This window comes from Agrobacterium sp. A3-95, from assembly GCF_053521785.1.
In genome coordinates this window covers 366,469-379,575 of sequence record NZ_JBNWDR010000005.1, presented here as the reverse complement: position 1 = coordinate 379,575, position 13,107 = coordinate 366,469, and the positions used below count along the sequence as shown (strand labels likewise).

Below are 13,107 nucleotides of genomic sequence, written 5' to 3'. Positions count from 1 at the left end.
ACGCCAGGGAGGGCAAGAGGAGCCTCCTGTATGTGCCGACTGGTTCTGTTTCGGGAAACATGCAATAGGAACGGATAAGAGTTTCAGCCAGACTGGGGCGTCCGACGCCCCTTATAGCCTTAAGAATTGGAGAGCCCGTGCGCATTCTCGATGAAGCCGTCATTCCCGAGCTGCCGAATTACTACCGTGGCAAGGTGCGTGAAAATTACGATCTGCCCGACGGCAACCGCATTATCATATCAACCGATCGCCTCAGCGCATTCGACCGCATCCTCACCTGTGTTCCTTATAAGGGGCAGGTATTGACCCAGACGGCACGCTACTGGTTCGAGCAGACGAAGGATATCTGCCCCAACCACGTGGTCAGCTATCCCGATCCGAATGTCGTCATCGGCAAGAGGCTTGAAATATTGCCGGTCGAAGTGGTGGTTCGCGGTTATCTGGCCGGCACCACCGGCACATCTATCCTGACCCTTTATAAGAAGGGCCAGAGACAGATGTACGGCATGAGCCTGCCGGACGGGATGAAGGACAACCAGATCTTGCCCGAGCCGGTGATCACGCCGACGAGCAAGGCCTTCGATGGTGGTCACGACGAGCCGTTGACGCCGGCCGAGATAGTGGAGAAGAAACTTCTGACGCAGGAGCAATGGGACACGCTTTCCCGTTACGCGCTCGCACTGTTCAAGCGCGGACAGGAGATTGCCGCAAAGCAGGGCCTCATCCTCGTCGATACGAAATACGAATTCGGCACCGATGAAAACGGCACGATCATTCTGGCCGACGAAATCCACACGCCTGACAGCAGCCGCTACTGGATGGCTGAAACCTATGAAGAGAGCTTCCGCAACGGCGCACGGCCGGCAAGCTTCGACAAGGATTTCGTGAGAGCCTGGGTTGCCGAACGCTGCGATCCCTATAAGGACGACGTTCCGGAAATTCCGCAGGAACTCGTATTGCAGACGTCAAGGGTATATATTGATGCATACGAACGCATCACCGGACAAAGCTTCGTTCCCGACGATAGCGGTGAGACGCCGCTGGCAAGAGTACGCCGGAACCTGGAGCAATTTTTCCCCGGAGTCTGACCTTGAGCAAAACGATCGAACAGGCGAGAAAGGGTGACAGGAAGAACGACGTTCCTGTCAAGCGCCGGCCTCGCCGTTCCGCCGAAGAGACGCGGCGGGACATTCTTGCCAAAGCCGAAGAACTTTTTCGCGAGCGCGGGTTCAATGCAGTGGCGATTGCCGATATCGCCGCAGCACTCGGCATGTCGCCCGCGAACGTCTTCAAGAACTTCAATTCGAAGAATGCGCTCGTCGATGCCATCGGGTTTGAGCAGATCGGTGCATTCGAGCGGGAAATCCACCCGCTCGATAAAAGTCATGCACCAGTTTCAAGGCTGCGCCATCTCGCCCGCACCCTGATGGAACAACACCATCAGAACCTCAACGACAATCCCTATATATTCGAAATGATCCTGATGACGGCCAAGCAGGACATGAAGTGCGGTGACTATTACAAATCCGTCATAGCAAACCTGGTGGCCGACATCATTCGCGATGGCGTGGATAAGGGAATTTACGCCCCCGCCGACATCCCGCCTCTGGCGGAAACCGTTCTCCACGCACTCGCGAGCGTCATCCATCCCGTCCTCATCGCACGGGAAGATATCGGCAATTTAGCAACACGTTGCGATCAACTGGTTGATTTAATCGAGGCAGGATTGCGCAATCCGCTTGCTAAGTGACGATTCTCAACTTACGTCACCTTCTCGCAATTGCTTGCGAAGCGTGAAAGCCTGCGCTTCTATGCGAATGGCGGTCCGAGCAGATTGAACGAAGAAGGTCCCCATAGGGCCTTCACCCATCGTTCCTGCACCCGGACCAGCATCCGCCGAGCGACACTGCGCTTATAGTTGAATGCGACCGATACGCAGGGAAGAACAATGAGCCGACGTATTTTACCCCTATTTGCTTCTCTGTGCATGACCGCAGTTCTCGCGGGATGCAGCGATGGCGGCGAAAGCAGCCAGACCGCCGGCCAGGGCGCCGCGCGTCCCCCGTCTCCGGTCAGCATCATTGTGATGAAGACGAGCGAATATCCCCTGACCACCGTTCTTCCCGGCCGCGCAAGCGCGTTCCAGACGGCGGAAATCCGCCCGCGCGTCACCGGCATCATCCGCGACATTCCCTTCAAGGAAGGCAGCGAGGTCAAGCAGGGTGACATTCTCTACCAGATTGAAGACAACACCTATCTGGCAGAAGTGGCACAGGCCAAGGCAAGCGTAGCGAAAGCCGAAGCAAGCGTTCCGAGCGCCCAGGCGAACCTTGCCCGCTACGAGCGGCTGGTCAACAGCGGCGCAACGCAGATCGAATATGAAAACGCCAAGGTGACGCTGCTTCAGGCCGAAGCCGACGTGGCCCAGGCCAAGGCTGCGCTGGAAACGGCTGAGATCAATCTCGATCTCACCAAGGTCCGCGCGCCTTTCGACGGCATCACCAGCGCAACCGCTTTCAGCATCGGCAACGTGGTGACGGCAAACCAGACGACGGCTTTGACGACGCTGCGCCGCATCGATCCGATCTACATCGATCTGATGGAATCCAGCATCAATCTTCTGCGTCTGAAAAAGGCGATCTCGTCGGGCCAGCTCGGCGGCGATACCAAGGAAACCGGCATTCACCTGACGCTGGAAGACGGCACCGAATACAAGCATGACGGCAAGATCGACATGTCGGACATGGCGGTGAGCGAAACGACGGGCACCTTCTCCATCCGTGCTCTCTTCGATAACCCGGACGATCTTCTGCTTCCCGGCACCTATGTTCGCGCAACGCTGACTATCGGTAAGGAAACGGGTTTCCGCATCCCGCAGCGCGCAGCGAGCCGGAACGCCAATGGCGAACTGACCGCAAAATTTGTCACCGCGGAAAACAAGGTGGAAACGCGCACCTTCCCGTCCAGCCAGCAGTCGGGCAATGCCTGGCTGGTGACGGAAAATGTCAAGGATGGCGACAAACTCATCGTTGACGGCTTCCAGTGGATTGCCGACGGCGCGACGGTCGCGCCCGTGGAAGTGACCATCGACGATCGCGGTATCGTCGTTCTGCCGCAGCAAGCTCCGCCTGCCGCCGCCCCCTCGAAATAAACATGAGCACGAAACCCTCGGTCGAAGCTCGTAAAAGGTAAGGCAGGACTGCCATGGCCCATTTCTTTATCAGGCGCCCCGTTTTTGCATGGGTTATCGCCATCGTCATCATGCTGGGCGGCGCTCTGGCAATTGTGACGCTCTCCATCTCGCAATATCCCGATATTGCCCCAACGACGGTCCGCGTCAGCGCAACCTATAACGGCGCTAGCGCGGAGACGGTCGAAAAATCGGTGACGACCATCATTGAGGACGGCATGACCGGCCTCGACGACCTCACCTATATGACCTCGTCTTCCTCGACCGGCAGCGCCGAAGTGACGCTGACCTTCGGCAACAGCATCCTGCCTGACATCGCGCAGGTTCAGGTGCAGAACAAGCTGCAGCTCGTGCAGTCGCAATTGCCCGACACCGTGCAGCAGCGCGGTATTCAGGTCAGCCGCTCCACATCGAGCATTCTGATGGTGGGTGCGCTGATCTCGACGGACGGCAAGCGCAATTCGGCCGATCTCGGCGACGTGTTCTCTTCGCGCGTTGAAGACCAGATCAAGCGCCTTGAAGGCGTGGGCAGCATCAACGTCTTCGGTTCCGAATATGCGATGCGCATCTGGCTCGATCCGTTCAAGCTCAACAAATACCAGCTGACCACGGCTGACGTCACCGGCGCCATCGAAAGCCAGAACACCCAGGTTTCGGTCGGCTCCCTCGGTGCCGTTCCCGCCGTCCAGGGCCAGCAGCTCAATGTGACGGTGACGGCGCAGAGCCAGCTCACCACCGTCGCCGATTTCGAATCGGTCATCTTGAAGGTTGAGAAGGACGGCGCAACCGTTCGCCTGAGCGACGTGGCCCGCATCGAAATCGGCCAGGAAACCTATGGCGGTGATTCCCGCTCCAACGGCCGTCCTTCCGCCGGTTTCGCGGTCAACCTCGCCACGGGCGCCAACGCGCTCGACACTGCAGCACGTGTCAAGTCCGCACTTACCGCCGTTGAGGGCTCGCTGCCTGCAGGCGTCTCGATCGAATATCCCTACGACACGACACCCTTCGTGAAGCTGTCGATCGAGAAAGTGGTGCATACGCTGATCGAGGCGATCATTCTCGTCTTCGTCGTGCTGCTGGTCTTCCTGCAAAACCTGCGCGCCACCTTCATTCCGATGATCGCCGTGCCCGTCGTGCTCCTCGGCACGTTCGGCATCCTCGCAGTCACCGGATATTCTATCAACACGCTGACCATGTTCGCCATGGTTCTGGCGATCGGCCTTCTCGTGGATGACGCCATCGTCGTTGTTGAAAACGTCGAGCGCATCATGTCGGAAGAGGGCCTGTCGCCGGTCGAGGCGACGGAAAAATCGATGGGCGAGATAACAGGCGCCATCATCGGCATCGCGCTCGTCCTGACCGCCGTGTTTATTCCCATGGCCTTCTTTGGCGGATCGACTGGTATCATCTATCGCCAGTTCTCGATCACGATCGTTTCGGCCATGCTGCTTTCGGCGGTGGTCGCCATCGTTCTGACGCCGGCGCTGTGCGCCACAATGCTGAAGCCCATCGACCATACCAAAAAGCAGCGTGGACCGGGTGCCTGGTTCAACCGCGGCTTCGGCAAGACGACGGACGGCTATGTCTCGTCGATCGGCTATCTGCTGAAGCGGCCCCTGCGCGTGACGATTCTTTTCCTGATCGTCGTCGGCGGCTGCGCCTGGTTCTTCACCAAACTGCCAAGCTCCTTCCTCCCACAGGAAGATCAGGGCGTGCTGCTGACGATCATCCAGACACCGACCGGTTCGAACATCGAACGCACCAACGAGGTGGTAAAACAGGTCGAAAGCTACTTCCGTGAAAAAGAAGCAGCCAATGTCGAATCGGTTTTCGGCGTGCTTGGATTCAGCTTCAGCGGTTCGGGTCAGAACAACGCGATCGTCTTCACCAAGCTTAAGGACTTTTCCGAGCGAACCGCACCCGATCAACACGCCGCCGCCATTGTGCAGCGGGCAATGGGTACGTTCTTCGGCTTCCGCGATGCACAGGTATTCCCGCTTTTGCCGCCGGCAATTCAGGGCATGGGCACGTCGAGCGGTTTCTCCATGTATCTCGTGGATAGCGGCCGCAACGGCACCGACGCTCTGACCGCAACCTCCAAGGACCTGATTGCGCTTGCAACAAGCAATCCAAAGATCAGCTCTCTGCGAAGCGACAGTCAGGACAACGAAACGCAGATGAAGATCATTCTCGATCAGGAAAAGATGGGGGCCATGGGCGTCGATCTTTCCTCCGTGAACCTGATGCTGTCGACGATCTTTGCCGGCCGGGATGTCAACGACTTCACCCTGAACGGTGAGCTCAAGCCGGTCTATGTTCAGGGCGATGCACCCTATCGCATGCAGCCGGACGACCTGAAGTTCTGGTATGCCCGCAACACCAGCGGCGAAATGGTACCTTTCTCCTCCTTCAGCGAGGTGAAGTGGATCAACGCGCCGCCGTCACTGGCACGCTACAACGGTACGGGCGCGATTTCGCTTGAAGGCACCGCCGGCGCAGGCGTTGCTTCCGGCGAAGCCATGGACGAGATGGAACGTCTGACGGCAAGCATGCCAGGCGGTTACACCGTGGCATGGCAGGGCATCTCCTATCAGGAACGCCTTTCCGGCTCGCAGGCGCCCATGCTGTACGCGCTGTCGGTTCTCATCGTGTTCCTTTGCCTGGCTGCCCTTTATGAAAGCTGGTCGATCCCGTTCTCGGTTATTCTGGCTGTCCCGGTGGGTGTCCTCGGCGCTTTGACTGCGGCCCATTTCTTCGGCCAGACGAACGACGTCTACTTCAAGGTGGGCCTGCTGACGACCATCGGCCTTGCCGCGAAAAACGCGATCCTGATCGTTGAATTCGCCAAGGAGAGGCAGGAGCACGGGTTAAGTCTGGTGGAAGCGGCACTGGAGGCGGCGAAGCTGCGCCTGCGTCCGATCATCATGACGTCGCTCGCCTTCATCCTCGGCGTCGTGCCTCTCGCGATCGCAACCGGAGCGGGTTCCGCTGCACAAAATGCAATCGGTATCGGGGTGCTGGGTGGTATGCTTTCTGCAACACTGCTCGGAATTTTCTTCGTTCCGTCCTTTTTCGTCATCATTCGTCGCCTTTCAAGGCGTTAACAAAACAAAAATGGGCTGTGCCAACCGTTAATACGCTGCTAGAAATATGGCCGATTTGGCAAACGCACGTTTCTAGGGCATATCGACCGCGCAGCCCATTTGTCAGCAAGCCGCGCTTGGTAAGCCAACCAGAGAATTGGGAAAATTATATGCTGTCTATTCGCGCTACTATTCCCCTGACAATGCTACTGCTTTCGGGCTGCGTTGTCGGACCCGACCACAAGACGCCGGAAATTCAATTGCCGGGAAAGTTCGCGGAAGCCGGAAAAACCAGTAATGGCGACATCAGCAGCGTTGCATGGTGGACGGCCTTTAACGACAACCGCCTGAACGGTTACGTCTCCACCGGCCTTGCGCAGAACCTCACCGTGATGCAGGCAATCGAGCGCATCAATCAGGCGCAGGCCCAGGTGATCGTGGACGGCGCCGGCGGCCTGCCGAGCCTGACAGGCAGTGGCAGCCACACGACCAGCGAGACCAAGGGCAGCTACCGTGACGTTCCCGTCACCAACGTGTCCAACGGCAGCCTTAGCATTTCCTGGTTCCTCGACCTTTTCGGTCGCTATCGCCGGGCAACGGAAAGCGCCGATGCGTCGCTTGACGCCGCGTACTCCACCGTCGACGTTCAGCGCCTGACGCTGATTTCCTCAGTCGCCGCGGCCTATATCGACGTGCGCTATTATCAGGAGCGCCTGGCGATTGCCCGCCAGAACCTGAGTTCACGCCGCGAAACGCTAGATCTGACGAAGCTGCAGCTCGAAGCGGGTGCGGCCTCGCGTCTCGATGTCGTCCAGTCCGAAGGTCTGGTCAATTCAACGCTGTCGCAGATACCCGGCCTCGAAACCAGCTTCCGCAAGTCAGCCCACCGCATCGCGACCCTGCTCGGCATGCCGGCCTCGTCGCTCATCACCGAGCTGCAGAAGGGCGCACGCCAGCCTGTTGCGCGCGCTGTTCCCCGCACCGGCATCCCGGCCGACCTGATCCGCAACCGTCCCGACATCCGCGTCGCGGAACGCAATCTCGCCGCTGCGGTCGCCACGATCGGTGTAACCGAGGCACAGCTTTATCCAAGCATCGAGCTTGGTGGCGCGATCACCCCGAGCTACAATTTCCTGAGTGGCGGCGGCAGGGGAACGGCCAATAGCTGGTCCTTCGGTCCGAGCCTCACTCTCCCGATCCTCGATGGTGGCAGACTGCGCGCCAATGTCGACATCGCGAACTCGCAAGCACGCGAGCAATATCTCGTCTGGAAGGCAACCGTTCTCAACGCCGTTGAAGAAGTCGAAAACGCCCTGGCCGCCATCAATCGCGACCAGCGTACCGTCGACGCGCTGAGAAAGACTGTCTCATCCTACCAGGAAGCGCTGCAGCTCTCGACAGCCAGCTATCGTGACGGTGCTTCGTCTCTGCTCGACGTTCTGGATGCCCAGCGGTCGGTCTCCGATGCGCAGGCAAACCTTGCAACGGCGATCCAGACGACCGCGCAGGATTATGTCTCGCTCAACGTGGCTCTCGGTGGCGGTTATGCCGTTGGCCAGCCTGCCCCGAAGAAGTCCGCCGGCCCAACCGTGGCCGCTGCAAAGGGCATGTAAGAAACGCCTCAAGGCAAATGAAAAGCCCGCGTCGAGACGCGGGCTTTTTTGTATTCCAGACACAAAAAAAGCACCGGTCGCCCGGTGCTTTTTGTTTAACCTGCCGTCAGGCTCAGTTCTTGGCGCGCTCGACGTAGGAATTGTCTTCCGTCGCGATGACCACGCGGATACCGGCGTCGACGTGCGGCGGCACCATGGTGCGGATGCCGTTGGAAAGAATTGCCGGCTTGTAGGAAGAAGAAGCCGTCTGGCCCTTCACAACCGGTTCCGTTTCCACGATTTCCAGCGTGACGTGGCGCGGCAGTTCGACAGCCAGCGGATTGCCTTCGTGAATGGACAGAACGCAGGTCATGCCTTCCTGCAGATAGGCCTTCTGGTCGCCCATCGTCTCGACATCGACAACGACCTGATCGTAGTTTGCCGGGTTCATGAAGTGGAAGCCTTCGCCGTCTTCATAAAGGAACTGGAAGTTCAGGTCTTCGACGAAAGCACGCTCGACCTGTTCGGTCGTGCGCCAGCGCTCGGAAACCTTCACGCCGTCAACGATGCGGCGCATGTCAACCTGCGTGACCGGCGTGCCCTTGCCCGGGTGAAAGTTCTGCGCGGTGAGAACAACGTAGAGCTTGCCGTCCACGTCGAGAACATTGCCCTTGCGGACGGATGAGGCGATAACCTTGACCATATGACTTCCTTGTAACTCGATGAAATGCGTCGTAAAGGACTGCGCGATAGCACCGGCCCGGCAGACGTTTTGTCTTTTTTCTGGGGCGCAACTACCTTAAATCCGCGCGAATTGCCAGCCTTCTACAGCAATTCGCGGAAGAGTGCCTAGCGGTTTTCCGCCCGGAATTGCTTTAAATGATGCGATCAGGCGTTTTGCGGGCCGTTTATCCGTAACAAGGCCAGCAGGTAAGACGGAAAAGAAAAAAGAGATGGGCTCAAGCAACGAGACAATGTCGCCCTGGTGGACGCCCGACGTCCATGCCGACCGCCGCGCCTTTCTGCTTGGACGCAACGCGATCCAGTCGGAATTTCGCAGCTATTTCGCGCGCGCGGACTTTCTAGAGGTCGACACCGCCACATTGCAGATTTCTCCTGGCAACGAGGCACATCTGCATGCCTTCGCCACCCAGGGACTGACGCCGGCCGGCGACGCCGCTCCGCTCTATCTCCACACCTCGCCCGAATTCGCCTGCAAGAAATTGCTCGCGGCCAGTGAAGAACGCATTTTCTGTTTCGCCCATGTTTATCGAAACCGGGAAAGAGGCCCCCTGCACCACCCAGAATTCACGATGCTGGAATGGTATAGGGTAGGAGAAACCTACGAGATCCTGATGAAGGACAGCGCCAATCTTCTGGCGCTGGCGGCGGAAACCGCCAAAACAAACAATTTCACCTATCGTGGCCGCAGCGTCGATCCGTTCCTCGAACCGGAACGTCTGAGCGTCGCGGAAGCCTTCGATCGCTATGCGGGAATTGATCTTCTGGCGACGATTGACCGAAACGGCGAGACGGATAGCCGGCACCTTGCCGCAAGCCTCACCAATGCCGGAATTCGTGTGGCTAAGGACGACACCTGGGCGGATATGTTCAGCCGCGTTATCGTAGAGCGGGTGGAACCCGAACTGGGCTTCGGCCGCGCCACCATTCTCGATGAATACCCCACAAGCGAGGCTGCGCTTGCCCGCAAATCGCCTGGGGATGCGCGGGTGGCGGAACGGTTCGAGCTTTATGCGTGTGGCGTGGAACTTGCCAATGCCTTTGGCGAATTGACAGACGCTGCTGAGCAGAGACGGCGTTTCGAAATGGAGATGGTTGAGAAGCAGCGGGTTTACGGCGAGACCTATCCTTTGGACGAGGATTTTCTGGCGGCGCTGGCGATCATGCCGCCGGCAAGCGGCATAGCACTCGGTTTCGACCGACTGGTGATGCTGGCAACCGGCGCGCCCCGAATCGATCTGGTCATGTGGGCACCCGTCGCGGAATACGGACGATGACAAGGCTTGAAACCATCAAGACCCCCGAAGCACTTGTTGAGGCGGGGTTGATCAAGACCGAGGCGCTCGAAGACGTGCGCGCGGTGACGCAGCGTTACGCGTTAGCCATCACATCGACAATGGCCGATCTGATGGACAGCCGCGATCCGCAGGACCCCATCGCGCGGCAATTCGTGCCGGATCTTGTCGAACTCGTCCACCTTCCCGAAGAACGGGACGATCCGATCGGCGACAGTGCACATAGCCCCGTCCATGGCATCGTCCACCGTTATCCGGACCGGGTGCTTTTGAAGGCGGTGCATGTCTGCCCCGTCTATTGCCGTTTCTGTTTCCGCCGCGAAATGGTCGGGCCGCAGGGCAACGGCATGATGAGCCCGGAAGAGCTGGACGCCGCATTCGACTATATAAAAGCCAACCCGGCCATCTGGGAGGTCATCCTCACCGGCGGCGATCCGCTGGTACTCTCGGCGCGGCGATTATCCGACCTGATGACGCGGCTGAAAGACGTACCGCACGTCAAGATCGTTCGCTTCCACACCCGTGTACCGGTCGTCGATCCCGAACGAATCGACGGGCCGCTGATCGAGGCATTGAAGGCCAGCGGCAAAACCACCTATGTGGCCCTGCACGCCAACCACGCACGCGAACTTGGGCAAGCAGCCAGAAGTGCTTGCGCGCGCCTGATCGATGCCGGCATCGCCATGGTCAGCCAGACCGTACTTTTGAAGGGCATCAACGATGATTCGGCAATTCTCGCCGAACTGATGCGCGCCTTTGTCGAGAACCGTATCAAGCCTTACTACCTGCACCACCCCGACCTAGCGCCCGGCACCAGCCATTTCCGGCTGACGATAGAAGAAGGTCAGCGAATCGTTTCCGCCTTGCGCGGGCATGTCTCCGGTCTTTGCCAGCCGACCTACGTTCTCGACATTCCGGGCGGTCACGGCAAGGCCACGATCGGCCCGAATGCGGCCGAAAAAACCCGCGATGGCTGCTACTCCGTCTCTGACTTCAACGGAAACGATCATATTTACCCGCCGCCTGCATCCGGCGACGATTAAAAAAAGCATAAAAAGCCCGCCGTGCCGGGCTTTTCAAAGCGGCGTCGAACGAAAACAAAAATTTCACATTTCCGCCCCCCTCCTGTCATCATAAAGAAAAATATTCTACCTATAACAATCAGCATTGATTTTAATGGTGGTCTGGATTATCAGTGTGGAACTGGAGAGCGAGTCTCCTGATTCCGGATCAACACCAATACAGGGAGTGTGTCATGTCAAAATATATTCGCATCAACGCAATCCTTGGTCTTGAGTCCTGGAATGCTGGATTTAAATCCACGTGTTCCCGCTGCTGTCGAATGTGACCTGACGGTCTCAATTTTCTGAAAATCAGTTCGACAACATGCTGTGTTAATGAGCCACAGCGGGAGTATACCTATGCAAAAGCAAGTTATTGAATTCGCTGGCGAACCCGTCGGCATCGTCATACCGGACAACGACCGGCTGAAGTTCATCGCGGTGAAGTTCCACGTCCATGACCTGGACGAACAGAAGTTCGACAGCGCCGACGATGTGCGGATTGCAATTCGCAATCTCGTGCGCAGCCGGAACCTGGCCGCGGCCTGATGCGGGAAACCCATCACCCGCTCACGGACCTTTCAAAACCAAAGCGCGCCCAATATCGGATCCCGAATACCGGGTCGATGGCGCGCTTTTCTATTGCCTGACAATTCGTCCACTGGTCTGTCATAAATCACGACGGGGTGTATCAATACGCCCTGCACTAAGGTGAAATAGCTTTTTCAAATCCGGATTGGAGTGCAAAAGCCACGCGCTCCTAGGGCTCCCACCTCTCCTCATTTCTGTGCTTGTCGCAGGAATCCAGCCAGCCCAGATCCCAGGGCTGAAAAGACTCTCTCGCCCCCAGACGCGCGTCAGAACGCGGTAAAGGTCAGCGTCGTCAACGAGCGGACGATGCCTGGAATATTGACGATGTTCTGGTTGATGAACTTGCCGATATCCTCTTCCTGCGGAAGATAGATCTTCAGCATCAGATCATATTCGCCGCTGGTGGAATAAAGCTCGGAAACCAGCTCCGTTTTGTAGATGGCATCGGCGACATCATAGGTCTTGCCGGGCTCGCATTGAAGCTGGACAAAAATGGGCTTCACGGACATCTCCCGTATTGGAACTTGTGGTGCGTGGCTCTTTGCCATGCGTCATGGCGCACTATTGGCTTAGCCGCGCCGGTCTTGCAAGACCGCCTGCCGGTTTAGGCAGAAAAGTCTCATCCGCTGCTACCAGCCCCGATCGCGGCCTGAGAAACGATCCAGCTTCGAAAACTTTCAAGCGGAGCGTAACCGGCGCGATCGGGCATGCAGGCGAGATAATAGGCCTCTTCGCTCTCCACCTCGCCGGTAACCGCCGCGACAAGCCGGCCACTTCGCAACTCCTCCTCGATCATGAAGGACGGAATGAGCGATGCCCCGACCCCGGCGCTCGCCGCCTCGGCAATCGTCGTGAACTGATCGAAAAGCATGCCATGCACATTGTCGAAAACCACATCATGGCTGCGAAACCATTGTTCCCAGGCATCCGGCCGGGTCGTCATGTGCAGCAGCGGCACATGCAGCAGATCGCCCGGCTGTGAAAGCCCGTAGCGCTCCCTGAAAGCGGGACTGCACACCGGAATGACTGTTTCATGCATCAGAAAAATGAGTTCGGTACCCGGCCAATGCGGCAAACCGAAATGAATCGCCGCATCGACTGTATCGGTACGGAAATCGAACAGCGACGAACGCGTAAGAAGATTGACCGAAACGCCCGGATGTCGGGCAATGAAATCGGGAAGACGCGGCACCAGCCAGCGCGTACCAAAGCTTGGCAAAACACCGAGATTGAGCGTGCCGCCATCCGGATTGGCGCGCAGATTGAGCGACGCGGTCGATATTCGCCGCAGGGCCTCCCGGATTTCCCGCGCATAACCCTCCCCCGCCCGGGTGAGCCGGATTGTCTGCCGCTCGCGCAGAAACAGCGCCACGCCAAGTTGCTCCTCAAGCGCGAGGATCTGCCGGCTGACCGCACCTTGAGTAAGCCCGAGTTCTCTCGCAGCCGCGGTCACGCTGCCGGTGCGCGAGGCGGCTTCAAAGGCCGCAAGAAGTGAAAGCGAGGGTAAGAAGCGCCGAGGCGGTAGAACCATATTCCCTCACGGAATGAACTCTT

The 13,107-nt window shown here is 58.2% G+C and carries 11 protein-coding genes; 8 read left to right on the top strand and 3 right to left on the bottom strand.

Translation table 11 applies throughout. The annotated features are described in order from the left end of the window. The first annotated feature begins 137 nt into the window (after positions 1 to 137). The 5 genes from ACQZ5Y_RS16280 to ACQZ5Y_RS16260 all read left to right on the top strand — a co-directional run bounded on the left by ACQZ5Y_RS16280 (position 138) and on the right by ACQZ5Y_RS16260 (position 7,886). Complete coding sequence (locus tag ACQZ5Y_RS16280; protein WP_003516858.1) at positions 138 to 1,088, top strand: phosphoribosylaminoimidazolesuccinocarboxamide synthase; 951 nt, start codon at positions 138 to 140, stop codon at positions 1,086 to 1,088. A gap of 2 nt (positions 1,089 to 1,090) precedes the next feature. Beyond that, on the top strand, positions 1,091 to 1,750 hold the full coding sequence (locus tag ACQZ5Y_RS16275) for a TetR family transcriptional regulator (protein WP_013636828.1): 660 nt from the start codon (positions 1,091 to 1,093) through the stop codon (positions 1,748 to 1,750). 198 nt (positions 1,751 to 1,948) lie between these two features. Continuing rightward, positions 1,949 to 3,151 (top strand): efflux RND transporter periplasmic adaptor subunit, encoded by a 1,203-nt coding sequence (locus ACQZ5Y_RS16270; RefSeq protein WP_025594474.1) that lies wholly within the window; start codon positions 1,949 to 1,951, stop codon positions 3,149 to 3,151. Positions 3,152 to 3,204: 53 nt separating this feature from the next. Further along, a complete protein-coding gene (locus tag ACQZ5Y_RS16265) occupies positions 3,205 to 6,294 on the top strand; it encodes an efflux RND transporter permease subunit (protein WP_003516853.1) in 3,090 nt (1,029 codons plus the stop codon). Between the two features lie 149 nt (positions 6,295 to 6,443). Next, positions 6,444 to 7,886 (top strand): efflux transporter outer membrane subunit, encoded by a 1,443-nt coding sequence (locus tag ACQZ5Y_RS16260; RefSeq protein ID WP_025594476.1) that lies wholly within the window; start codon positions 6,444 to 6,446, stop codon positions 7,884 to 7,886. A gap of 112 nt (positions 7,887 to 7,998) precedes the next feature. Here ACQZ5Y_RS16260 and efp read toward each other — a convergent pair whose 3' ends face one another. After that, complete coding sequence (gene efp / locus ACQZ5Y_RS16255) at positions 7,999 to 8,568, bottom strand: elongation factor P (RefSeq protein ID WP_174002376.1); 570 nt, start codon at positions 8,566 to 8,568, stop codon at positions 7,999 to 8,001. A gap of 250 nt (positions 8,569 to 8,818) precedes the next feature. Here efp and epmA point away from each other — a divergent pair, with 250 nt between their 5' ends. From epmA to ACQZ5Y_RS16240, 3 genes are all read left to right on the top strand, one after another. Continuing rightward, positions 8,819 to 9,883 (top strand): EF-P lysine aminoacylase EpmA, encoded by a 1,065-nt coding sequence (epmA, locus tag ACQZ5Y_RS16250; protein ID WP_174050040.1) that lies wholly within the window; start codon positions 8,819 to 8,821, stop codon positions 9,881 to 9,883. After that, entirely contained in the window at positions 9,880 to 10,944 is a 1,065-nt protein-coding gene (locus ACQZ5Y_RS16245) for a lysine-2,3-aminomutase-like protein (RefSeq protein ID WP_174050042.1), read from the top strand. Before epmA ends, ACQZ5Y_RS16245 begins: the two co-directional genes overlap by 4 nt. A gap of 378 nt (positions 10,945 to 11,322) precedes the next feature. Then, positions 11,323 to 11,511, top strand: coding sequence for a hypothetical protein (locus ACQZ5Y_RS16240; RefSeq protein WP_003516843.1), 189 nt, complete (start codon positions 11,323 to 11,325; stop codon positions 11,509 to 11,511). 308 nt (positions 11,512 to 11,819) lie between these two features. Here ACQZ5Y_RS16240 and ACQZ5Y_RS16235 read toward each other — a convergent pair whose 3' ends face one another. Together ACQZ5Y_RS16235 and ACQZ5Y_RS16230 are read right to left on the bottom strand one after the other, a co-directional pair. Further along, positions 11,820 to 12,056 carry an Lrp/AsnC ligand binding domain-containing protein gene (locus tag ACQZ5Y_RS16235; protein WP_003516842.1) on the bottom strand — a complete coding sequence of 79 codons (237 nt, stop codon included), beginning with the start codon at positions 12,054 to 12,056 and terminating at the stop codon, positions 11,820 to 11,822. A gap of 116 nt (positions 12,057 to 12,172) precedes the next feature. Beyond that, complete coding sequence (locus tag ACQZ5Y_RS16230) at positions 12,173 to 13,084, bottom strand: LysR family transcriptional regulator (RefSeq protein ID WP_174050044.1); 912 nt, start codon at positions 13,082 to 13,084, stop codon at positions 12,173 to 12,175. Positions 13,085 to 13,107: the final 23 nt, after the last annotated feature.

What these genes read in the sequence shown, in the direction of transcription:
- ACQZ5Y_RS16270 (WP_025594474.1), top strand. Translation starts at nt 1,949, where the DNA reads ATGAGCCGACGTATTTTACCCCTATTTGCTTCTCTGTGCATGACCGCA.
- ACQZ5Y_RS16265 (WP_003516853.1), top strand. Translation starts at nt 3,205, where the DNA reads ATGGCCCATTTCTTTATCAGGCGCCCCGTTTTTGCATGGGTTATCGCC.
- ACQZ5Y_RS16260 (WP_025594476.1), top strand. Translation starts at nt 6,444, where the DNA reads ATGCTGTCTATTCGCGCTACTATTCCCCTGACAATGCTACTGCTTTCG.
- efp (WP_174002376.1), bottom strand. Translation starts at nt 8,568, where the DNA reads ATGGTCAAGGTTATCGCCTCATCCGTCCGCAAGGGCAATGTTCTCGAC.
- epmA (WP_174050040.1), top strand. Translation starts at nt 8,819, where the DNA reads ATGGGCTCAAGCAACGAGACAATGTCGCCCTGGTGGACGCCCGACGTC.
- ACQZ5Y_RS16245 (WP_174050042.1), top strand. Translation starts at nt 9,880, where the DNA reads ATGACAAGGCTTGAAACCATCAAGACCCCCGAAGCACTTGTTGAGGCG.
- ACQZ5Y_RS16240 (WP_003516843.1), top strand. Translation starts at nt 11,323, where the DNA reads ATGCAAAAGCAAGTTATTGAATTCGCTGGCGAACCCGTCGGCATCGTC.
- ACQZ5Y_RS16230 (WP_174050044.1), bottom strand. Translation starts at nt 13,084, where the DNA reads ATGGTTCTACCGCCTCGGCGCTTCTTACCCTCGCTTTCACTTCTTGCG.